Origin of the sequence: Alcaligenes faecalis (genome assembly GCF_005311025.1) — a bacterium.
GTDB classification, from domain to species: Bacteria; Pseudomonadota; Gammaproteobacteria; order Burkholderiales; family Burkholderiaceae_B; genus Alcaligenes; species Alcaligenes phenolicus.
Genome location: NZ_CP031747.1, coordinates 3,210,881 through 3,231,445, shown reverse-complemented (window position 1 = coordinate 3,231,445; position 20,565 = coordinate 3,210,881). Strand labels below are relative to the sequence as shown.

Genomic DNA, 20,565 nt, shown 5'->3' with positions numbered 1-20,565 from the left:
TTATGTACCACCAGGTCGGGGTGCCTGCTCCCAAGGGCTCGCCTTACCGTGGTTTGACCGTGCATCCTACTGATTTTCGGCGCCAGATGACTTGGCTCAAGCGCTTGGGTTACCGTGGTTTATCCATGGCGCAACTGATGCCGTACCTGCGGGGTGAAAAGCAGGGCAAGGTTGTGGGAATCAGCTTTGATGATGGCTACCGTAACGTCTTTCAGAACGCCATGCCGGTGCTGGATGAATTGGGCTTTACGGCGACCAATTACATTGTGGCGCGGCATCTGGACGGTTCGAACTTCTGGGACCAACCCAAAGGAGTGCCGCATTCCGGTCTGATGTCCTTGCCAGAACTGCGCGCCTGGGTGAACGCCGGTCATGAAGCCGGTTCGCATACGCTGGACCATGTGCATCTGACCGATGTGTCCTCGGAAATCGCCCATTACCAGATCGTGCAATCCAAGGCAGAGCTGCAGGACGTGCTGCAAGTGGAAGTCAGCGCGTTTTGCTATCCCTATGGCGATCAGAATCAGGCTATTCGTGAGCAGGTGCGTCAGGCTGGTTATCTGAATGCCACCACGACCAATCGCGGTCTGGCCCGTTCAGACGATGATTTATTTGACTTGCCCCGTGTGACGGTCTCGCGTTCCACCAATATTTTGCGCTTCGTGCAAAAGTGCGTGACACGCCTGGAAGACAAGCGTCGTACGGTTTCCCGCTCATGAGCTCAGATCAAACCCGCGACACTCCCGCTGCGATTCCCGAGCGCCTGCGCATCGCTTTTGTGGTCGACCGTTTCGGTAACCGCTTTGGCGGCGCTGAAGCGTATGGGGTGGAACTGATGCGCGAGCTGGCCGAAAAACACGAAATCACCGTGTTTGCGCGCGAATATGACAGTCGCTGTGATTTGAAACTGGCCTATGTGCCTATTCGACATTGGTCGCATTGGCCGGGCTGGATACGCGGTATCCTGTTTGCCCGTCAGGCCGCCAAGGCCACGGCGCAAGGTTTTGATATTGTGCACTCGCACATGAACGGCTGGTGCGGGGACGTGGAAGTAGTGCATGTCACCCCCGTGCGGTTTAACTGGCGCGTGCGGCCTTTGCCTTTATTGAAAAAACTGGGCTCCTACTTCAGCCCCAGGGTCTGGGGGTATCTGGGCCTGGAAAAACGTCGTTTGCGCCCTGGTCCTCATGCCGTAGTCGCCGTTTCGGGCCTGATTGCCGAACAATTGCAGCAAGCCTATGGCAGCGTGCACGACTATCCCGTCATTGCTCCCGGTGTGGCCTTGCCGCAAGCCGATGCCCAAGGCCAGGAGCGCACCCAGGTTCGCGAGTCTTTGGGTTTTACGAACGATCAGGTCGTCTGCCTGTTGGTGGCTCGTAATCCGCTGCGTAAAGGCTTGAATACGGTGCTGGAAGCCTTGGCGAAACTGCCTTCCCATTATCGATTGCTGGTGGTGGGCGGAAAACCGGGTTTGCGTGACCAGATACGCCAGCAGCTTCAGACTCTGAATATGCAGGATCGCGTCATCCTGCAGGGTGAAACCTCCAACGTCGAACCTTTTTATCGCGCTGCCGATATCTACGTGCATCCCACCCTGAATGACAGCTTTGGCATGGCACCGTTGGAAGCCATGTCCTATGGCTTGCCAGTTGTCCTGAGCCCGGCTCCGTGGTGCGGCTTTGCCCAATATGTGCAGGGCGGCTATCACGCACTGCTGCTCAGCCATCCGGAGGATGCTCAGGAACTGGCTCAGGCGATTGAGAAAATCAGCAAGGACCCGGCCATGGCCAGGAACCTGATCGAGAACTCGCGTGAGTTATTGGTGCAATTCAGTTGGCCTGCCGTCGCGACTCGCTATCAGGACCTGTATCAAAAAGTGTTGCTTCGCCGCCAAGATTAAAGGCAGGTGCAGCCAGGTTTTCTCTTTTACCGAGATTAAATCGTCAAAACTGCTGTTCAGTCATTGTTCAGCTTACGCAATAGCGGATACACTTTGTGGCCTGTAGATGCTCGATCTGAGTATTTGTCTGTCATTCACAGCCGCTGACGGAGCGAGTTTTGAAGGTCCTGATCACTGATATTCACCATGGTAATGGCGGTGGCCATGTCACCTATATTCTGGGTTTGTTGCGCGGTTTGGCCCATCAGTGTGAATTCACTCTGGCGGCACCGGCAACGGGCCGACTGTATCGGGAAGCGTCGCAGATACCCGGTGTAAGAGTGTTGCCAGGCCTGTATACCGCCCGTATCGGGACGGCCTTGTCGGAAATCTGGAACCTGCGCCGTTTTTTGCAGCGCGAAGCCTTCGATATCGTGCATTGCAATGGCAGTACCGATCATCGTCATGTCATGATCGCCTGCAAAACCTTGTCGAATCCTCCCGTTATTATCTGGACCAAACACAATACCAAGCGTCTACACAGCATGGGTAACCGTTTGCGGGCGCGCTTTGGGACTGATCTTTGCATTGCTGTCAGCGATTATGTTGCCCGCCAACTCGCCAATTCTGATTATCGGCGTTGCAACGTTGAGCGGATTTATCACGGTCTGGACTTGGAGCATTATTCCCCGGTTTCCGCGCAGGAAAAGCAGGCTGCACGCCAAGCACTTTTCGGCGCTGATTTGGCAGAGAACAGTTTGGTGCTGGGCTCAGTGGGTGGCACGGATCTGGAAAAAGGTTGGTTGCTGCTGGTTGAAGCAGTGTCCCGTCTGGAGCCGGAACTCAAGCAGCGCGTTCGGATTGTGGTAGCAGGTGATCCACCTGCGCAGGCTGTTCGGGAGCAAGTGGAGGCTTTGGGCTGTGCCGAACAATTGGTTTTCCCCGGCTTGGTTAAGGATGTGCGGTCGATCCTGGCTGCCTGTGATGTGGGGTTTGTGCTTTCATACAAAGAGTCGGCCTCGTACGCGTGCTACGAATCCTTGGCTTTGGGGCTGCCCGTCTTGATCTCCAATGCGGGTGGTCTACCGGAAAGCATCGAGCATTTGCATGAGGGTTGGGTGGTGCCTTGTGGAGACGTGGCAGCCATTGAGGCGCATGTCCGAGACATGTTATGTCAGAAGTACTGCTTGCATACCGTGGGCAAGCGTGCCAGGCAGCGCGCAGAAAACCGTTTTGATGCGCAGCGTTTTTCGGTGGATACCTATCAGGCCTATTTGAAGGCGCGGGCGCTATAAAGTCAGATGCAGGCCAAGCCTGTAGTAAAAAGCGTTCTGAGTGTATTTCAGAACGCTTTTTTTATGCTTAGTTGTTGAGGGACGGAGCAGTGAGTGTTTCCAGCTCCGTCAGCCAGATCAAGGCATCTTCCCGCTTTTCTCCACACATTTCCGGCGAGGCTTGCAAGCCCGAGCAACAGGCAGGGCGTTCGGGTTGGCCAAAAATCCGACAACGTAGCTGTTCGTCCAGCTGAATACAGGGCACACCCGCAGGCTTGCCGTGGGGCATGCCGGGGATAGGACTGGAGATAGAGGGGGCGATACAGCAGGCCCCACATTCAGAACGGCAAATCATGCCCAGCCTCGGGACCAGTACACCAGAATCCCGACATATTCCTTGATGATGGAGCGGCTGGATTGCAGGGCCATCAGATTGGGTTTCCACATGGAAAACTCGGGGCTGTTCGGAACCGTTAGCTGTGGGGCGGCACCAGCCGCAATGACATCGACCCCTTGCTTGCGGAAAATTGCCATGGCGCGTGGCATGTGCAGGGCAGAGGTTACCAACAAGACTTTCTTGGCCTGCTTTTCTTGCAGTAGCTGGGCGGTGTATGCACCATTTTGCTGGGTGGTCAGGCTTTCGTTTTCCATCAGTGTGGCCGAGGCGGGCACATCCAGATTAGTCAGGGTGTTGGCCATGACCTTGGCTTCACTGATGCCGCCGTCCAGCGCGGCTCCCGACAAGACAATGTAAGGTGCACGGCCCGCTTTATACAGATCGGCCGCTCGTTCTACCCGCGCCGATGTTTTCTGTGCTGTTTGGGGCAAGAACCAATTGCTGCGGTTTTGAGCGGTGTGGCCGCCCAGAACCACAATGGCATCGGCTTGCGTTACCTGCTCAGCCGGCTGATAGGGATACATTTTTTCCAGATAACCGCCCGCATACAGACTGGTGGCAGGCAGGGACCAGGCGCCGGTCCAGAGCAGTCCGGCCAAGGCCAGAGCGGCGGCGGTTTTGCGCAGGCGCAAGATAAAGAGCAGCACCGCCACAAGTAGTAGGGCGGCAAACAAATTCAGCGGAATGACCAGGCTGGTCAGGATGCTCGATACATTCATGGGTGCTCCCGCTCTGACTCCAGCACTTGCACCACCTCGTCCAGCGTTGGCCATTGGCCATCGCGCCCCAGGCAAATCGCCCGTGGCGACCAGGGACCGGTGTCTTCAGGGTTGGTGACGCCACATAAGGTCAGCTGCTGGGCCTTGATGGCTGCCGCGACATGGGAGACGCCAGAGTCATTGCAAATAACCCACTGCGCCTGTTGGCAAAGCCGCGCAAACGCTCCTAAAGGCAGGGGCGGCAGGCAACGTGCGCTGGGCGCATTTTGCAGGGCAGCCTCATGCTCGTTGGGCGGGGGGCACATAATGACGGTTTTGCCTTGGGCTTGCAGATGGCGGGTCAGTTGGTCGAAATACGGCCAGACTTTGACGCGGCCTTTGTGCAGTCCCGTTGCGGTAGGGGCGATCAGAATATAGTCACCGGGGCGCAGGGCGGCTTGGCGCAGACTGTTGTCGCCTTCTTGCCGTTGCAGGGGGCTGAGCGTCAAATCCAGGGTGGCTGGGGCTTGTTCAGGCGCCGGGTTCAATTTCCACAGCGCCAAAGCCTGCTGAACAATATAGAACCAGGATTGCACCGCATGCAACTGCTTTTGCGGCTTATTTAACGGCCATCGTAATAAAAGGCTACGGCCATCGTCCCGGTAACCGCAGGCTGGCAGACCTGCCAGTTTGAAGCTGAGGGCACTGCTCAGCGAATCGGGCAGCAGCAGGCCATAAGCTTGGCGATGGCCGTGCTGGCGACGATAACGGCGTATGGCCTTGGCATCCTGGTGCCAGTGGCTGCTCATGGGGATGAAGCCATGCAAGGGGTAAGCCGACAGCAGTTCGCGGGCCCAGGGGCGGGCGCAAACCACGACGGGCAAACCGGTATCCAACAGAGCCTGTAAACACGGCAGGCTCATGCATACATCGCCTAGCCAATTAGGCAATCGTAAATAAAGGGCAGAGGGATCAGACATGAACAGGACAACTAGGCAGAACCAACAAGTGCGGAGGCGCTCGACTCAGGCAATGAGCGTTAGAATAAACACAATTAGATAGTATATAGGGTGTCCTCGTTGTCCAACGCCATAGAAACCAAAATCAAGCCTGCTGGGCACGATCCTGTCAAATCCGATCTCTGGAAGCGCATTTATAGCCGTTTGCTGCCTTATTGGAAGGTGGCGGTGCTGGCGCTGATCCTGGTCAGTATCTCCTCGGCTACCCAGCCAGTGCTGGCGGTGATCATGAAGCCTTTGCTGGATGATGGCTTTACGGGTGCCAATCCGGACTATATGTGGTCCATCCCGCTGGCGGTGATCGGGCTGATGTTTGTGCGCGGCGTGACCAGTTACGGCAGTTCTTATTTGTTTGCCTGGATCGCCAACAAAATGTTGCTGACTTTACGTGGTGACATGTTCTCCCGCTTGCTGGGATTGTCCGATTCGGAGTTCAAGCAAGGGGATACTGGCCGTTTGCTGAACCGCTTCACGATTGATGCCGGCACCATGACTGGTGTGGCCACCGAGGTGGTCACCGTCGTAGTGCGTGAAACCTTGACCGTGATCGCCTTGTTGGGTGTTTTGCTTTACATGTCCTGGCAATTGACCGTGATCGTGTTTCTGGTCATGCCCGCCTCGGTCTTTGTGGCCAAACTGGTGTCGCGTCGCCTGCGCCGCATCAACCGCGATACCGTGAACATGAATGCCGAGCTGACTCGTGTGGTCAGTGAAGCTATCGATGCCCAACGTGTCATCAAGCTGTTTGATGGCTACGAGCGCGAAAACACCCGTTTCATGTATGTGAATGCGCGCCTGCGCCGCTTCGCCATGCGTGCAGCTTCTGCGGATGCCGCTCTGTCGCCCATCACACAGTTGTTTGTGTCGATTGCCGTGGCCGGAGTGATTTTTGTCGCTCTTTACCAGGCCAATACCGGCACGCTGACTATCGGTAGCTTTGCCGCTTTCATGGCTGCCCTGGGACAGATTTTTGACCCTATCAAGCGTTTGACCAATATCACCGGCACGATGCAGCGCATGCTGGTGGCGGCGGAAAGTGTCTTCAAGCTGGTTGACCAGGACCCTGAGCCCGATACCGGGACTCGAGAGTTCACGCAGCCTGTGCATGGGCATATCGAGTTCGACTCGGTGTCACATCGTTTCCCCAACGCGCATCGCGATACCTTGTCCGAGGTCAGTTTTGCGGTGCAGCCCGGCCAGACCATTGCCCTGGTTGGCCGTTCCGGTAGTGGCAAGACCACACTGGCCAATATGTTGCCGCGTTTCTTGATTCCTAGCAGTGGGCAAGTGCGGGTAGATGGCATTCCCTCCGAAGAGCTGACCTTGCGTAGCTTGCGTAGCCAGATTTCTTTGGTCAGCCAGGACGTGGTGCTGTTTGAGGCGACGATTGGCCAAAACGTGGCCTATGGTGCAGGAGCCGATGTTACGCCGGAGCGTATCTGGGAAGCGCTGGAGGCAGCCAATCTGCGCGAGTTCGTGGAAGGCTTGCCACAAGGTCTGGATACGATGGTGGGCGAGAACGCCAACTCTCTGTCTGGTGGCCAGCGTCAGCGTCTGGCCATTGCCCGTGCCTTGATTAAAAATGCTCCCATTCTGATTCTGGATGAGGCCACCTCGGCTCTGGATAATGAGTCCGAGCGTCAGGTTCAGATGTCGCTGGAGACCCTGATGAAGGGCCGCAGTACCTTGGTGATTGCGCATCGTCTGTCTACCGTACAAAATGCGGATCAAATCCTGGTGCTGGACGAAGGGCGGATTATTGAGCAGGGCCGTCACGACGAATTGCTGGCCCGCAACGGTGTGTACGCCGGTTTCTACCAAATGCAGTTTCAGTTCAACGAATAAGCAGCCTGGGGCTGCACGATAAGGAACATCATGAAGAAAATCATTCTTGCGCTGGCCGGGCTGGCTGTGTTGGCAGGGTGTGCCAAGCAGGGTGCGGAACTGCGAGAACAGGATTTGCGTCGTCCCAGTTACTTCAAGACGGAGCGCCGCATCAATACGGACTTTGTGGGTATTCAGCGTGCCTTGTTCAAGCATCAGGCCGAGTGTGGCAAAGCAGCGGTTTTCAAAATGGATGAGCGTCAGGCCAGCTACGGCACTTTGCGCTACGAACTGGAACCGGGGGCGGGCTGGGATAAAAGTATCCTGATCGATCTGACCCTGATGCAAAAGGGTTGGGTAGACGCAAAGGTTTACGCTTACCGCGCTGATGTGAAGCGAGAGATTCAGGAGATCTTCACTTCAATTCGTGCTCCAGGTGTGTGCAACCCGGACGATGCACCAAAAGAAGTGCTGCCCGAGGATGATTTTGTACCGGTTGCGCCGCTGTAAGTGTCCAAGCTTTGTGCTGGGCAACTCGCTCAGCACATGAGGCGCCCTGATCGCAGGACAAGACTGTCCTGCTCGTGACCCGCTTTTTCAGGCGGGTTTATTGTTTTCAGTCCCTCTCAATGAACAGAGATGATTATGGATCTTGCTTCTACACCCCCAGTCAGACAGACAGCCTCGACAGCAGCGATGCTTTATCTGATTTGCGGCAAGATTGCGGCGGGTAAATCCACCCTTGCTAAAAAGCTGTCCGAGCAGCCCAAGACCGTGCTAATCAGCGAAGATTTCTGGCTGGCTAACGTATACCCCGGTCAAATTGCGTCTTTGGAAGATTACGCGCGCTGTTCAGCGCAGTTGCGGGCGGCCATGGCACCGCATATTGCTGCTTTGTTGCGGGCCGGAGTGTCTGTAGTGCTGGATTTTCCGTCCAATACCTTGGCAACACGCGCTTGGGCGCGGGAGCTGATTGAAAAATCGGCTGTGGCTCATGAACTGCATTATCTGGATGTGGCAGATGAACTGTGCAAAGCACGTTTGCATGCCCGTAATGCCAGTGGTGAGCATCCCTTTGAGACGACCGAAGCGCAGTTTGATTTGTTCAGCTCTTACTTTGTGGCACCTCAGGAGTCAGAGGGCTTTCATATCATCCGCCATCAGATCCGCGAATAAGCCGGGGCGTGTTTTTCTGCTGCTAGTTGCCGCGTGCCAGAAGATGTTTGCTGGTTTGCTTGTATCTGTGTCTGAGCTTTGCGTGTGTAGGAGCGTGTCCGAGCAGGCCGCAGACCTTGCCGTACAAGAGCTAATGCAGGGGATTGGCTACCCAGCCAACCCCAATGCTGACCAATTACAGCAAAATAATGTCGTACTGTTCCTGGGAGTAGTGTGGATCTACTTCCAGAGAAATAGGTTTGCCGATAAAGTCGCCCGCCACGGCCAGGTGCTGGCTTTCTTCTTCCAGAAACAGGTCCACGACCTCTTGAGCCGCCAAAATACGAAATTCTTTGGGATTGAATTGTTTGGCTTCGCGCAGGACCTCGCGCAAGATTTCATAGCAGACGGTGCGGGCCGTGCGGACGGAACCTCGCGATTGGCAGGTGGGGCAGGGCTCGCATAGTTGGTGCGCCAAAGAGTCACGCGTACGTTTGCGCGTCATTTCCACCAGACCTAATTGACTAAAGCCATTGATCGTCACGCGAGTGCGGTCTTTGGCCAGCGCTTTTTGCAGCTCCTGCAAGACAGACTCCCGGTGAGCAGGGTCGTCCATATCAATAAAGTCCAGGATGATGATGCCACCCAGATTGCGCAGACGCAGCTGGCGGGCCAGGGCAATCGCTGCTTCCAGGTTTGTTTTGAAGATCGTGTCGTCAAAGTTGCGACCACCGACGAAACCGCCGGTATTCACATCCACCGTAGTCAGGGCTTCGGTCTGATCGATAATCAAATAGCCGCCGGACTTCAAATCTACCCGACGCGACAGGGCGCGATTGATTTCTTCATCCACATGGGCTGTATCAAACAGAGCGCGACTGCCTTTGTGGTGACTGATGCGCTCAAGCACCGAGGGCGTGTAAATCTGTGCCCACTCCTTCATCTCCTGCACGACGGTGCGTGAGTCCACGATGATGGATTGGGTGTTGGGCGTCACCATATCGCGTAAAACACGTTGCGCCAGGCTCAAGTCCGTATAAAGCACAGAGGGGGCGCCTTGCTCGCGGATACGTTCCTGAATACGTGTCCACAAAGTACGCAGATACTGCTGGTCTGCACTGATCTCTTCATCCGTCGCGCATTCGGCCTGAGTCCGTACGATGAAACCGCCTTTCTCATCCTTGGGCATAAGACGACTGACACGCTCGCGCAGCTCGATCCGGTCTGCATCCGAACCAATCCGTTGCGATACGCCAATATGAGGATCAAAAGGCAGATACACCAACATGCGGCCCGCAATACTGATTTGTGTTGATACACGAGCACCCTTGGTACCCAATGGATCCTTGATGACTTGTACTAATAGAGACTGACCTTCGTACAAGAGCTTTTCAATCGGCGTGGTGGGACTACCCTGATTACGCTCGGTGCGATTCTGGCGTAAGTCCGCGACATGGATAAACGCCGCGCGTTCCAGGCCAATATCAATGAAGGCACTTTGCATGCCGGGCAAAACCCGTGCCACCTTTCCCAGATAGACGTTCCCCACATAACCGCGTTGGATGCTGCGCTCGATATGAATTTCCTGGACAGCACCTTGCTCGACCAGGGCAACACGGGTTTCAAACGGAGTGACGTTAATCAGGATGTCTTCATGCATAGTAATTTCGCTCAGGAATATCTGTTCCGGGCTAGTGTAGGGCCAAGTCGGTGAGGCTGCTATGCCTTTATGACTATATAGAGAGTTTAGGGAGGATGAATGCTTCGTTTGTCTTTGTTGCGGAGACTGCTTGGGGATGTTTATGGTTCCAGCTGCTTTATGCAGGTCGCCACTCGAGGCCCCGGGACCGGGTGTTGGGGCGGACTACTTAACTCGGAGCGCGGTTTGTCCCCCGGACAAACCGCAAGCGTGCTCCTCAAACAGCACGACCCTTGCATCCCGCCCCAGCACTCTGCCCGCGGCAAGAGCCCTGACTCGCCCGCCAAGCCGTACCCGGGCCCCACAAGAAAACCATCCACCGGCCTCACTCAAAGCCCAAACGGCACTGGCAGAGGAGGTGAAAGGAAAGAAGCCCTATTTTTCAAGGAATTAGCAAGGATTTGGTAGAGAGAAAACCATTGTGAGCCGTTCAGTCGGCCTGTTGATGTGTTGGGGCGGATCAGAGTACTTGCCGCGGGCAGGAGATAGCGTAGGGGTGCAAGCATCCTGCTGTTTGAGCGGGACGCTTGTGGTTCGTCCGGGGGACGAACCACCCCGCGAGTTCAGGATGCGCCCGTAGCTATCTTCTGACTAGGGTACCGGTGCGTAGCACCGGCAAGTGCTCAGCCCGGACACATCAACAGGCCGACTGAATGGCGTTTTCACAGAGACTTCTTTTATCCACTAATCAATGTTCTTTCACCCAGCTTGTTCCTCCACGCTTCTTTCTATTAGTCTAGTGAGCGAAGTAATAAGCATTTTCGACGAGGCACCACATCGTTCAAAAGGAGCCAGGATGGCAGGGCAGCAGCATGTATCTGGAGTGGCGGGCATTATTCTGGCGGCGGGCCTGGGTAGGCGGTTCGATCCGTCGGGCCAGCAGTTGAAGCTATTGGCCAAGACTGAAGATGGCAGAACGATGGTGCGCCGCGTCTGTGAGACGGCTTTGTCCGTGCTTGATGAAGTGCTGCTTGTTTGTGATGTCCATGAGCAGATTTTGCGTCGGGAGCTGAGTGGCTTGCCGGTCAGATTTGTTCAGGCACCTGAGGCCATCCGCGGTATGGGTGTCAGCCTGAAAGCCGGGATCCACGCTTGCAGTCCCCGTTATGGTTATGTCGTTCTGCTGGCGGATATGCCTTGGTTGCGGCCAAGCACCGTAGCGGCGGTGGCCCAGGCTGTGCAGGATGGGGCCGGAATTGTACGTCCCGTTTTGAATGGCCAGCCCGGCAACCCTGTTGGCTTTGGATTGGAATGGCATCAGCAGCTTTTGGAGCTTGCAGACGAGCAGGGCGCGCGTGGCTTGTTGCAGGCCAACAAGGATCAGACCTTGTTTGTGCCTTTGGTGGACGAGGGGATTTTGCGCGATGTGGACACCCCCAGCGATTTGAGGATGCCCTAAGCATCGAATTAGCCGTGACCGCGCTGTTTGGCGATCTGCTGGCGCTCCAGACGGCCGATGTAGTGTTGAATTGCCATCTGCGTGGAGGCAGAAAGATCAATAAAGGTACAGCCCAAACGTTGAATCTGTTTGCCATTAGGCAGTTGCTGCGTTTCCGTACGCGCTACTTGTAGCGCTACAACAAAAGAACCGGCTTGCGGCAGTTCCAGCAGGGATTCGGTTTTATGCGTGCCGATCACCTCTGCCAGGGTTTGCGATTCGTCCACCAAAGACAAGCCGCCACCACTGATGTCGTGCAGCAGAAAGCTTTTGGACTCGTTATTCAAGCGCAAGATGACCATGGCTGGTTCGCTAATGGGTACGTTGACGCGGAAGAACTCGCGTCGCTGCAAGCGGCGAATGGATTCGGGGATCGGGATCGCCAAGGCTGGCTGACCTTCGTAGGACACGACCTCTGGGGTGGGACCCTGAAACGTCACCTTGATCTTGTCCAGCGAGGTCTCGAAATGGGTGTGTTCGGACTGCAGCAGATTGCGGGTTTTTTCTTCTTTGTTGGCGGTATCAATCACCACCACGTTATTGTCCAGATCAATATCCAGAATGGTGGTGACAATCCGGTCATTGCCCTGATTGGCTTCCATGTGCAGTAACAGGCCCCCTTTTTCGATAGCCCGTAAAACACGCAGAATTTCAAACTTGGACTGGATCTGATACGGATCGTCTTCGGTGGGAGGGAGCGTAGAAGTCATGGGTAGGGCGGCAAAAAGAGATCGGTAAGTGACTGTAAGGGATTGTACGCGCCAGAGTAACACTCTGGGCGCGCTTTGGCGCGTGAAGTCAGCTAGTTAACAGCCTAAGTATTTAGGCTTGGTTTAAATGATGCAGGGCACAACGTGCTGCTGCCAAATCCCACGCAGCCGAGCCTACTGATTTGAAGAACAAGGGCTTGTCTTTGGGGGCTGGGGTACGCAGCGCCTGGTGAATGCTGTGGACTTGCTCCCAGTCCACGCCGGCCTGGATCAGGTCGCCTGCTTCCTGGCGGGCGCCGGCGACATCATCGGCATATAGACGGCTGGCCAGCAAGGTGTGGGCCTCGAACTCGGCCATATCTGGTTGAAAGGCTCCCAAGCCAATCAGCAAGCGATCAAGGCGTGCGGGTTCGTGATACACGGGTGTCAGGCTGGAGGTCAGGGCGATCAGTACATCCGTTTTTTCCGGAACAGCCGTGGTGGCCTGGACCCGGTCCCCGAATCTGGCTTGCAAGGATGTGGCCACAGCCTGTGCACGGTCTGGGTTACGGCCCGTCAGGGTGACGCGTGCTTTGGGGTACAGCGTCATGATGGCATCGCAATGCGCGACAGCCTGTTGTCCGTACCCCAGCAAAGTGATGTGCTCCGGCCCTTGGGGCCACAGGGCTTGAATACCCAGCATGGATACTGCTGCAGTACGGCGTTCGGATAGGGTGGGTGCATCCAGAATCAGTAGTGGCAAACCGTTCTGGGCATCGTAGACGCTGACCAGGCCCTGGATACTGCCCAGTTCCTGCTGCTGGTTGTCCAGCATCACATTAGCCAGTTTATGAACACCTATATCGTGTGAGACCGCTGGCATGGACAGCATTTGCCCCGTTTTGGGATAGTCCAGAACCTGACGGGTTGGGGCGACGATAGTGCCAGCAGCATACTGGGCCATGGCCTTGCCTAGCTGGGCGACCAGTTCAGGATAGGGCAGAGCACGAGCAGTCTCTTCAGAGGACAGGACGGTATAGGAAGCTTGCGTCATTCCAGGGTCTCCATGGAGTCGGTCTGTGGGGGATGCCGGACTATTGAGAAACCAGTGTAGCGTAGGCCCAGCCCAGGGCAATAGGGCCTTTCCGCCAGTGATCTATTGACCCACCTTGACAATTAATCCGCCCCGCCTGGTGGCCTGTCGCGGCATAATGAGGCCTGATATCAACACCTGTCCACGCGCGGGGCCGTGCATTGGGGAGAAAAATAATGAGTTTGCTTAATTCTGTTGTGTCGGCCTTGTCGGCTACGGATTCCAAATCCAAAGAGCAGGGCGCTTTGTTGCCCGCCCTGATTCAAGTCATCAGCAACTATCCAGGCGGTTTGAGCGGCCTGATCGAGCGTTTTCGCTCGGGCGGGTTTGGTGATGTGGTGTCGTCCTGGATTTCGCAGGGCAGCAATCAGGAAATCGGCCAGCAGGATTTGCTGGGCGTGATGGGGCAACCGGCCATCAAGCAATTGGTGGACCTGTCGGGTTTGAATCAGCAAAGCGTGCTGGATAATCTGAAGATCATGCTGCCGTCCTTGATCAATCAAGCCAGCCCCAATGGTCAGTTTGACCCATCTCACATTACCGATGCCAGCAGCCTGCTGGGTGGTTTGACGCAGTTGTTTCGCAAGTCCTGATTCTCTTGCGTCCGTGACACGGTCTGTCTGACGGCCGTATTGCCAAGAATGAAAAAAGCCTGGAGTCGGTGCAATACCGATTCCAGGCTTTTTTGCTTGATGCAGAAAAACCTGTACAGCAATTCCGGCCTGTACAGGTTTTTGGGTCTTAGCCGCGTGCCGCTGCTTCCAGAGCTTGTTCCAGATCGGCCAGAATGTCGTCGATGTGTTCCAGACCAATGGACAGACGCACCATGTCTTCGCTCACGCCCACGGCGGCCAGTTCTTCGGCATTGAGCTGACGGTGAGTTGTGCTGGCAGGGTGGCAAGCCAGGGATTTGGCATCACCAATATTGACCAGACGCAGCACCAGGTTCAGCGCGTCGATAAAGCGAGTACCGGCTTCAATGCCGCCTTTGATACCAAAGGACAAAATCGCCGCAGGTTTGCCACCCATATAGCGCTTGGCCAGTTCATGATCCGGATGATCAGGCAAACCGGCGTACTTCACCCAGGACACTTGTGGGTGCTTGTTCAGATACTGGGCTACTTTCAGGGCGTTTTCTGTATGACGCTCCATGCGCAGAGGCAGGGTTTCGATGCCTTGCAGGATCTGGAAAGCGCTCAAGGGGGCCAGGGCAGCGCCGGTATTGCGCAGCGGAGCCACGCGGCAGCGGCCGATGAAGGCGGCTGGGCCAAAGGCTTCGGTATAGACCACGCCGTGGTAGGACGGGTCAGGCGTATTCAGGATGGCAAAGCGATCTTTGTGCTCGGCCCAGGGGAACTTACCGGAGTCCACGACCATGCCCGCAATGGTGGTGCCGTGACCGCCCATGTATTTGGTCAGCGAGTGCACGACAATGTCGGCACCGTGCTCGATAGGACGGCACAGGGCAGGCGAGGCCACGGTATTGTCTACAATCAGGGGTACACCATGACGGTGAGCGGCATCGGCCAGGGCACGGATATCGATGATGTTGCCAGCCGGGTTGCCGATGGTTTCGCAGAACACGGCACGAGTGCGGTCGTCGATCAGGGCTTCCAGTGCTTCGATATCATTGGGTTGGGCAAATTTGACGGTAATGCCCTGGCGCGGGAAGGAGTGCGCGAACAGGTTGTAGGTGCCGCCGTACAGTTTACTGACGGACACAATGTTGTCGCCGGCCTCTGCAATCGTTTGGATAGCATACGTGATGGCTGCCATGCCAGAGGCTACTGCCAATCCCGCAATCCCGCCTTCCAATGCTGCAACACGCTCTTCAAGCACGGCATTGGTGGGGTTCATGATGCGGGTGTAAATATTGCCGGGCACCTTCAGGTCAAACAGATCCGCGCCGTGTTGCGTGTTGTCGAAAGCGTAGGAAGTGGTCTGGTAAATCGGAACAGCAACGGCTTTTGTGGTCGGATCTGGCTGGTAGCCAGCATGAATGGCAAGAGTCTCTAGTTTCATGGTTAATTCTGGAATTGATGATCAAGTGGCTTATATAAGACAAAGCAAGCATAACCCCTGTATGTAGAGAAAAGCATCTAAGGGCGCAGACATTAATACTATGCCTTTATTTCTTTTGGTAATAATGGCGAATTACTGACAACAGGCTCTGCTTTTTAAAGTGCGGGTGGATATTTCTTATTTTCGTTACTTCGCAATGGCCCGACATGGGTTAGCATTTCGTATCCGGGCAGATGGCGTGTTGCATCCTGCCCCGAGGTCCTAGAGGCTTACATGAAAGTATGGTTTAAGCGGGGCTTATTCAGCCTCGTCGTTTTAGCTATTGTCACGGTGGTAGGCGGGGCGATTTTCCTGCTGACATTCAATCCCAATTCGTACAAGCAGAAGCTGGCTGACATCGTCCAGCAAAAGTATCAGCGTACGCTCAAGATTGACGGTGATATCGAACTTTCTTTATTTCCCCGCATTGGCCTGTCCGTGCAGGGGCTGTCCCTGTCTGACCGTAATTCGGAAGATCCTTTCGCTTCTTTGGAAAGCGCCCGGTTTGCGGTGGCCTTGTGGCCTTTGATCAATAACCGCCTGGTAGTGGACCACGTTGCTGTTACCGGCTTCAAAGCCTGGATTGTGCGCGATGAAGAAGGCAAGCTGAATTTTGACGACTTGCTGCAAGCCCCGCCGGCTGGCCCTCACCTTCCCCTTGCCCGCTCGGGCGTATCCTTGTTGCCCGCAGCACAAGCTGCCGAGGCGCCTCAGACAGCCGAGCCTGCACCCGAATCCTTGCCTGTTCCTGAATTGATTGCCAAGCGCTCGGGCAGCGAAACGGATTTCCAGATTGATATTGCAGGTCTGAGCCTGAAGGGTGGTGAGATTCATTACTTCAGCAAACGCAGCAATGTAATTGGCCGTTTGTTGCAGCTGGAAGTGAACACGGGCCGCATGACCTTTGGTCAGCCTTTTGATGTAGCTTTCAAGAGCCGCTTGTCGGGGGACTATCCCGTGGCGGATGGTGTGCTGGAAGGGCAAGGGCAACTGAGTCTGGACCCTGCTTCCAAATCTTACGGCGCACAAAAGCTGAACTTGAGCTTTATCGGTGATCTGGACCAGCTGCAGGCACAAAGCCTGACACTTAAGGGCAATGTGGCCTACAAGTCGGCCCAACGCCAGTTCAGCGCCACCAATCTGGATACCCAATTGCAAGGTCAGTGGTTGGGCGCTTACCCGGTCAGCGATCTGAATGCCACGCTAAATACGCCCAAGATGGAAATCGACAGCGTCAGCGACCTGGTGTCTTTCGAGAAGCTGGCGCTGCGTGTTCGTGGCAAAAATGAAGATCAGAATCTGGATCTGGCCCTGGATGTGCCTCGTATCCAGGTATCGCCTGCCCAGGCTGAAGGCTCGCCTGTCGTTGCCAGCCTGAAAGTCAGCGGCCCCAAGGTCCTGGGTTTGGGTTTGACGTTGCAAGGCTTGTCCGGTAATAGCCAGGAATTGATATTTGAGCAGGCCAAGCTGGACGGTGCCATCAAGCAAGGCAGCCGTGTGGCGCAATTGAAGGCCAGTTCCCCCATGCAGTGGCAACCATCGAATGAGTGGCTGCGTCTGCCGGAGATTCAAGCCAATATCCGCGTGGAAGACGAGGCCGACGCAGGTAGTCGCTTCGAGATGCCGCTGACGGGCCAGGCAGACCTGAACAAAGGTAAACAAGAATACAGTGCGCAGTTAAGCAGTAGCACCGAGCAGGCTCAAGGCAGTCTGGATGTGAGCTTGCAAGATAAGGGTAAAGGGCCGTTGCTGAACGCGGTACTCAAAGCAGACAAGCTGGACCTGGACGAACTGCGTTCGATTTTCTGGGTGACAGCCCCCGAAGTGGTGACCCCACCGGAGCCGGAGCCAAAGGCTGAAGCGCCGGAAGCCGCTGCCGAGCAGGAGCCGGGCGCAGAGGAAGCTGAGCAGGTCGAGCAGCCCAAGGCAGAGCAGGCAGAGGCGGCTCCCGCAGCCGAAGAAGTGGTTGAAGAAGCTTCCTCTTACGCTTGGCTGGATACGCTCAGCTTTGATCTGCGTTTTGAAATCGAGAAGCTGCGCAGCCTGGGTGTGGTGATGGATCAGGTGAAAGCTCAGGTCAAGAACCAGGGCCAGTTGATCAATTTGTCGCAGTTCAATGCGCAGGCGTATGAAGGTCAGCTTCAGGCCAAGGCCAAGGTTGAGCCCGGCAAGCGCTTCGAATTGGGCCTGAAGTTGCAGCAAATGCAGGTCGGTTCGCTCTTGCTGGATGCGTTCGGCAATGACTACCTGGCAGGCAAGGGCAATGTGGATCTGAACCTGAAGGCTCAAGGTGCCACAAGCCAGGAGCGTCTGAATGCTCTGGAAGGCGGCCTGACGGTCGATTTGCATGACGGCAGCTGGCGCAGCGTTGATCTGGACCAGAGCGTGCGCGATATCAACGAAGCCGTGCGCAATGCCTTTGGCGGTCAGATTCCTTTGCTGCTGCCCCAGTCCGATCCTTTGCGCCGCACGGTGTTGAACCGTTTGCAGGGCAGTCTGGATATCAAGAAAGGGCAAGCGACTTTCCGTAATTTACGGGCCACCACCCCGATTCTGACGGTGACAGCGGCTAAAGGCGCCACGCTGGACCTGGTAAATCAGCAAGCAGATGTGACTTTGCAGGCTCGCCTGAACCACAACAATCTGGCCGTGGAAGAGCGCAAGTCCTTCCAGGACCTGCGCAATGTGCTGATTCCTATCCATATCTCCGGCCCCTGGACAGGGCTGTCCTACCAGATTCAGTGGAAAGACATTGCCAGCAACTCCATCAAGAAGGCACTGCAAGACGGTTTGCTGGATTTGTTGAGCCAGCAAGCTTCAGAAGCTAAAGCAGAGTCCACCCCCGATGTGAAGTCCGAGGTGAAGCAGATCATCAAGGAAGAGTTGGGGGCCAAGGTTCCACAAACCGTGGGCGAAGCCATGAAGCAGTGGTTCAAGCCATGAGCACCAGTTCAGCGTTAAGTTCGCCTGACCAGACGGTTTGCCTGTTGCAAGGCGGCCCGTCCCTTAGTGACGGCAAGGCACTGGCCTGCAAGGGGCGATGGGTGCTGGGGAACGATCAGGGGCAGGTTCTGGCCGCCGATGCGCTGCTTGCTTTGGCCGAGCTCAGTATGGAACTGCGTTTTGGCCAGCTGGTGTTGCGCGCTCCCGGTATGTTGCGCCTGGATATTGAAGTGGATGTTATTGAAGACGATCCGGATTCCTTTTCCCTGTGGCAGGAAAATGGGCAATCCGTGCAATTGGTAGACGAAGGGGATTTGCCTGCCCAGTGGTTCAGCCGCTATACAGGCCAGTCGCTGCGTCTGTTAAAGCGTTTGCCCCAGGCTGAGTAAGCTGTCTGCGCGGTGATCCCTATAGAACAAGCCCTGCTCATGGCAGGGCTTTTTTTATTCTATTTATGTCGTAGGTTCGGACTGTAGCCGGTGATAGCGGGCAAGCAGCGTTTCCTGGCTTTCCTGGTGCTGGGGGTGAACCTCGATACATTCGACCGGGCACACTACCACACACTGCGGCTCATCAAAGTGGCCGACGCATTCTGTACACAGGTTGGGATTGATCTCGTAGATCTCCTCGCCCATGTAAATAGCCAGGTTAGGGCACTGCGGCTCACAAACGTCGCAGTTAATGCATTCTTCAGTAATGTGCAGTGCCATAGCGCAGTGTCCTGATAAGCGTGGTCCTTGGATTTGACCAGTCGGTCACCCTACAGTGTAGTACGGACCGCTGCGCAGGGCGAGTTCAGGTGGCTGAAACCGTTTGCTGATTGCGTTCCTTGGCTTTGGTTTGTAGCCAACGCTCCACGGACGGGAACACAAATTTGCCTACATCACCGCCCAAAATGGCAATTTCGCGCACGATGGTGCCGGAGATGAACTGGTACTGATCCGAAGGAGTCATGAACATGGTCTCGACTTCGGGCAGCAGGTGACGGTTCATGCCCGCCATTTGAAATTCGTACTCAAAATCGGACACGGCGCGCAGGCCACGTACGATAACGCGACCATTTTGTTCGCGTACAAAGTCCTTGAGCAGGCCGGAAAAGCTTTTCACTTCCACGTTTGGATAGTGGCTGAGCACTTCGGAGGCGATCTCAACACGCTCTTCAACGGTGAAGAAAGGGCGCTTGTTCTGGCTGGAGGCCACACCGACCACAACGTGATCGAAAAGGTTGGCGGCTCGCCGGACCAAGTCTTCATGGCCTCGTGTCAGGGGGTCGAAGGTGCCGGGGTAAACAGCTGTGATCATGGTGCATCCGCGTAAGTGGTTCAAGTTGGCAGGTCGGAGTCCGGGGGGAGCGGTGCAGGCGTCCCGGAAAATTCGGCATTATTGACTGTTTTTTGCATCGCAGCAAATCGCAACAAATGATAATGTACCTGCCCTGCCTTATCCTGTCGTAGTATCCCGTATTGATCTGGGGCTTGTATAGGGGTTTCGGACTCAATGTAAACCAGTGCGTCCGGTGCCAGCACATTGGGCAGCAAGGGCCAGAGACGTTCCATCCAGTCCTGCGCAAAGGGCGGGTCTATGAAGACCAGATCGTAGCGCATCTGGCTGCGCTCCAGAATATGGAGGGCGTCGCCCGCATGGATACGGACGTGGTCTGCCTTGAGTTTGGTACGCAGGCTGCGCAAATTGCTGACAGCGGGTCCGTGGCGTTCCACCATTTGTACAAAGGCGACACCGCGCGAGGCCGCTTCAAAGCCCAGGGCTCCGCTACCGGCAAACAGATCCAGCACGTTCTTGTTGCTGAATTGACCGCCCCAGAAGTGGTTAAGCCAGTTAAACAGCGTTTCGCGCACACGATCCGGGGTGGGCCGCAGACCGGGTGCATCGACGACTGAAATCGGTGTGCGGCGGTAATCACCACCTACAATACGGACAGCATGTTTTCTCATTAGCGCTTTGATCGGATAATGTGGTCATTCAACAGAATTTTCTAGTGTAAATCGTATGTTCAGTTTTTTTAAAAGAAAGAAGGCCAAGCCAGAGCCACAAGTCACTCAAACGGAGCTGACCGAGCCGCTTTCTCCTGCCCCGTCTCAGCCCCAGGCTGACGCGGCAGATGCATCCCCCGCTGTATCGCAGGAGCAAAGCACGCCGGTTCAAACGCCGGTGGCCTCGCCTGCTGTGGCTTTGGATAGCCAGGCAGCCAGCCAGGCTGAACATCGCGCTGCTTCCGAGTCTACGCCCACGCAGCCAGAGGTGCCACAACCCGCCCCGGCCAGTGTCCCGACCCCAGAGCCTGCCCGTATCCACGAGCCGCAAGTGCAGCCCGTACCTGAACCCGTTCGTATTCCCGAGCCGGAGGTGCAGCCTGTGCCGGAGCCAAGCCGTGCTCC

Annotated in this window: 20 protein-coding genes; 10 read left to right on the top strand and 10 right to left on the bottom strand. The window is 55.8% G+C overall.

Going from position 1 to position 20,565, the window contains the following annotated elements; all coding sequences use genetic code 11:
- Window positions 1-2 precede the first annotated feature (2 nt).
- The 3 genes from D0C27_RS14880 (at window position 3) to D0C27_RS14870 (ending at window position 3,174) form a co-directional block, all read left to right on the top strand.
- Window positions 3-719 (top strand): polysaccharide deacetylase family protein, encoded by a 717-nt coding sequence (locus D0C27_RS14880; RefSeq protein WP_060185766.1) that lies wholly within the window; start codon window positions 3-5, stop codon window positions 717-719.
- Window positions 716-1,900 carry a glycosyltransferase family 4 protein gene (locus D0C27_RS14875; RefSeq protein WP_137431242.1) on the top strand — a complete coding sequence of 395 codons (1,185 nt, stop codon included), beginning with the start codon at window positions 716-718 and terminating at the stop codon, window positions 1,898-1,900. Before D0C27_RS14880 ends, D0C27_RS14875 begins: the two co-directional genes overlap by 4 nt.
- A gap of 158 nt (window positions 1,901-2,058) precedes the next feature.
- Entirely contained in the window at window positions 2,059-3,174 is a 1,116-nt protein-coding gene (locus D0C27_RS14870; RefSeq protein WP_137431241.1) for a glycosyltransferase family 4 protein, read from the top strand.
- A 67-nt stretch (window positions 3,175-3,241) separates the two neighbouring features.
- Here the strand turns inward: D0C27_RS14870 and D0C27_RS14865 are convergent, their stop codons facing one another.
- The 3 genes from D0C27_RS14865 to D0C27_RS14855 are packed head-to-tail and all read right to left on the bottom strand — an operon-like array spanning window position 3,242 to window position 5,171.
- Window positions 3,242-3,508, bottom strand: coding sequence for a zinc/iron-chelating domain-containing protein (locus tag D0C27_RS14865; protein ID WP_009461678.1), 267 nt, complete (start codon window positions 3,506-3,508; stop codon window positions 3,242-3,244).
- On the bottom strand, window positions 3,505-4,269 hold the full coding sequence (locus tag D0C27_RS14860) for a YdcF family protein (RefSeq protein WP_009461680.1): 765 nt from the start codon (window positions 4,267-4,269) through the stop codon (window positions 3,505-3,507). The genes D0C27_RS14865 and D0C27_RS14860 overlap by 4 nt, the downstream gene beginning before the upstream one ends.
- Window positions 4,266-5,171 (bottom strand): glycosyltransferase family 9 protein, encoded by a 906-nt coding sequence (locus tag D0C27_RS14855; RefSeq protein ID WP_035270695.1) that lies wholly within the window; start codon window positions 5,169-5,171, stop codon window positions 4,266-4,268. The genes D0C27_RS14860 and D0C27_RS14855 overlap by 4 nt, the downstream gene beginning before the upstream one ends.
- A 147-nt stretch (window positions 5,172-5,318) precedes the next feature.
- Here D0C27_RS14855 and msbA point away from each other — a divergent pair, with 147 nt between their 5' ends.
- The 3 genes from msbA to D0C27_RS14840 all read left to right on the top strand — a co-directional run bounded on the left by msbA (window position 5,319) and on the right by D0C27_RS14840 (window position 8,267).
- Entirely contained in the window at window positions 5,319-7,112 is a 1,794-nt protein-coding gene (msbA, locus tag D0C27_RS14850; protein WP_009461684.1) for a lipid A export permease/ATP-binding protein MsbA, read from the top strand.
- A gap of 30 nt (window positions 7,113-7,142) precedes the next feature.
- Complete coding sequence (locus D0C27_RS14845) at window positions 7,143-7,601, top strand: hypothetical protein (RefSeq protein ID WP_115634061.1); 459 nt, start codon at window positions 7,143-7,145, stop codon at window positions 7,599-7,601.
- 186 nt (window positions 7,602-7,787) lie between these two features.
- On the top strand, window positions 7,788-8,267 hold the full coding sequence (locus D0C27_RS14840; RefSeq protein WP_137431240.1) for an AAA family ATPase: 480 nt from the start codon (window positions 7,788-7,790) through the stop codon (window positions 8,265-8,267).
- A 175-nt stretch (window positions 8,268-8,442) separates the two neighbouring features.
- Here the strand turns inward: D0C27_RS14840 and rng are convergent, their stop codons facing one another.
- On the bottom strand, window positions 8,443-9,906 hold the full coding sequence (gene rng, locus D0C27_RS14835; protein ID WP_009461688.1) for a ribonuclease G: 1,464 nt from the start codon (window positions 9,904-9,906) through the stop codon (window positions 8,443-8,445).
- Window positions 9,907-10,741: 835 nt separating this feature from the next.
- On the opposite strand from rng, the gene D0C27_RS14830 reads away from it, so the two are divergent.
- Entirely contained in the window at window positions 10,742-11,344 is a 603-nt protein-coding gene (locus D0C27_RS14830) for a nucleotidyltransferase family protein (RefSeq protein ID WP_137431239.1), read from the top strand.
- 8 nt (window positions 11,345-11,352) lie between these two features.
- Here D0C27_RS14830 and D0C27_RS14825 read toward each other — a convergent pair whose 3' ends face one another.
- Complete coding sequence (locus D0C27_RS14825) at window positions 11,353-12,093, bottom strand: flagellar brake protein (RefSeq protein ID WP_137431238.1); 741 nt, start codon at window positions 12,091-12,093, stop codon at window positions 11,353-11,355.
- A gap of 112 nt (window positions 12,094-12,205) precedes the next feature.
- Window positions 12,206-13,126 (bottom strand): delta(1)-pyrroline-2-carboxylate reductase family protein, encoded by a 921-nt coding sequence (locus tag D0C27_RS14820; RefSeq protein WP_035273380.1) that lies wholly within the window; start codon window positions 13,124-13,126, stop codon window positions 12,206-12,208.
- A 215-nt stretch (window positions 13,127-13,341) separates the two neighbouring features.
- On the opposite strand from D0C27_RS14820, the gene D0C27_RS14815 reads away from it, so the two are divergent.
- Window positions 13,342-13,758 (top strand): YidB family protein, encoded by a 417-nt coding sequence (locus tag D0C27_RS14815; protein WP_088452259.1) that lies wholly within the window; start codon window positions 13,342-13,344, stop codon window positions 13,756-13,758.
- Window positions 13,759-13,906: 148 nt separating this feature from the next.
- On the opposite strand, the gene D0C27_RS14810 is transcribed toward D0C27_RS14815, so the two are convergent.
- Window positions 13,907-15,187 carry a bifunctional O-acetylhomoserine aminocarboxypropyltransferase/cysteine synthase gene (locus D0C27_RS14810; protein WP_060186600.1) on the bottom strand — a complete coding sequence of 427 codons (1,281 nt, stop codon included), beginning with the start codon at window positions 15,185-15,187 and terminating at the stop codon, window positions 13,907-13,909.
- A gap of 273 nt (window positions 15,188-15,460) precedes the next feature.
- Between D0C27_RS14810 and D0C27_RS14805 the strand changes: the two genes are divergently transcribed.
- Together D0C27_RS14805 and D0C27_RS14800 are read left to right on the top strand one after the other, a co-directional pair.
- Entirely contained in the window at window positions 15,461-18,169 is a 2,709-nt protein-coding gene (locus tag D0C27_RS14805) for an AsmA family protein (protein WP_137431237.1), read from the top strand.
- Window positions 18,166-18,558, top strand: a complete 393-nt coding sequence (locus D0C27_RS14800) for an MOSC N-terminal beta barrel domain-containing protein (RefSeq protein ID WP_137431236.1) — start codon at window positions 18,166-18,168, stop codon at window positions 18,556-18,558. Before D0C27_RS14805 ends, D0C27_RS14800 begins: the two co-directional genes overlap by 4 nt.
- A gap of 63 nt (window positions 18,559-18,621) precedes the next feature.
- Here the strand turns inward: D0C27_RS14800 and D0C27_RS14795 are convergent, their stop codons facing one another.
- The 3 genes from D0C27_RS14795 to rsmD form a co-directional block, all read right to left on the bottom strand.
- Complete coding sequence (locus D0C27_RS14795) at window positions 18,622-18,879, bottom strand: YfhL family 4Fe-4S dicluster ferredoxin (RefSeq protein ID WP_009454772.1); 258 nt, start codon at window positions 18,877-18,879, stop codon at window positions 18,622-18,624.
- 85 nt (window positions 18,880-18,964) lie between these two features.
- On the bottom strand, window positions 18,965-19,471 hold the full coding sequence (gene coaD / locus D0C27_RS14790) for a pantetheine-phosphate adenylyltransferase (RefSeq protein WP_009454773.1): 507 nt from the start codon (window positions 19,469-19,471) through the stop codon (window positions 18,965-18,967).
- A 20-nt stretch (window positions 19,472-19,491) separates the two neighbouring features.
- Complete coding sequence (rsmD, locus tag D0C27_RS14785) at window positions 19,492-20,121, bottom strand: 16S rRNA (guanine(966)-N(2))-methyltransferase RsmD (protein WP_137431235.1); 630 nt, start codon at window positions 20,119-20,121, stop codon at window positions 19,492-19,494.
- Window positions 20,122-20,565 lie beyond the last annotated feature (444 nt).

Excerpts from the sequence above, each read along its gene's own strand:
- D0C27_RS14800 (WP_137431236.1), top strand. The coding sequence starts at position 18,166 with ATGAGCACCAGTTCAGCGTTAAGTTCGCCTGACCAGACGGTTTGCCTG.
- coaD (WP_009454773.1), bottom strand. The coding sequence starts at position 19,471 with ATGATCACAGCTGTTTACCCCGGCACCTTCGACCCCCTGACACGAGGC.
- D0C27_RS14830 (WP_137431239.1), top strand. The coding sequence starts at position 10,742 with ATGGCAGGGCAGCAGCATGTATCTGGAGTGGCGGGCATTATTCTGGCG.
- D0C27_RS14845 (WP_115634061.1), top strand. The coding sequence starts at position 7,143 with ATGAAGAAAATCATTCTTGCGCTGGCCGGGCTGGCTGTGTTGGCAGGG.
- D0C27_RS14865 (WP_009461678.1), bottom strand. The coding sequence starts at position 3,508 with ATGATTTGCCGTTCTGAATGTGGGGCCTGCTGTATCGCCCCCTCTATC.
- D0C27_RS14805 (WP_137431237.1), top strand. The coding sequence starts at position 15,461 with ATGAAAGTATGGTTTAAGCGGGGCTTATTCAGCCTCGTCGTTTTAGCT.
- D0C27_RS14825 (WP_137431238.1), bottom strand. The coding sequence starts at position 12,093 with ATGACTTCTACGCTCCCTCCCACCGAAGACGATCCGTATCAGATCCAG.
- D0C27_RS14860 (WP_009461680.1), bottom strand. The coding sequence starts at position 4,269 with ATGAATGTATCGAGCATCCTGACCAGCCTGGTCATTCCGCTGAATTTG.
- D0C27_RS14820 (WP_035273380.1), bottom strand. The coding sequence starts at position 13,126 with ATGACGCAAGCTTCCTATACCGTCCTGTCCTCTGAAGAGACTGCTCGT.
- D0C27_RS14855 (WP_035270695.1), bottom strand. The coding sequence starts at position 5,171 with ATGAGCCTGCCGTGTTTACAGGCTCTGTTGGATACCGGTTTGCCCGTC.
- D0C27_RS14840 (WP_137431240.1), top strand. The coding sequence starts at position 7,788 with ATGCTTTATCTGATTTGCGGCAAGATTGCGGCGGGTAAATCCACCCTT.
- D0C27_RS14810 (WP_060186600.1), bottom strand. The coding sequence starts at position 15,187 with ATGAAACTAGAGACTCTTGCCATTCATGCTGGCTACCAGCCAGATCCG.
- D0C27_RS14795 (WP_009454772.1), bottom strand. The coding sequence starts at position 18,879 with ATGGCACTGCACATTACTGAAGAATGCATTAACTGCGACGTTTGTGAG.
- rsmD (WP_137431235.1), bottom strand. The coding sequence starts at position 20,121 with ATGAGAAAACATGCTGTCCGTATTGTAGGTGGTGATTACCGCCGCACA.
- D0C27_RS14875 (WP_137431242.1), top strand. The coding sequence starts at position 716 with ATGAGCTCAGATCAAACCCGCGACACTCCCGCTGCGATTCCCGAGCGC.
- D0C27_RS14880 (WP_060185766.1), top strand. The coding sequence starts at position 3 with ATGTACCACCAGGTCGGGGTGCCTGCTCCCAAGGGCTCGCCTTACCGT.
- rng (WP_009461688.1), bottom strand. The coding sequence starts at position 9,906 with ATGCATGAAGACATCCTGATTAACGTCACTCCGTTTGAAACCCGTGTT.
- D0C27_RS14815 (WP_088452259.1), top strand. The coding sequence starts at position 13,342 with ATGAGTTTGCTTAATTCTGTTGTGTCGGCCTTGTCGGCTACGGATTCC.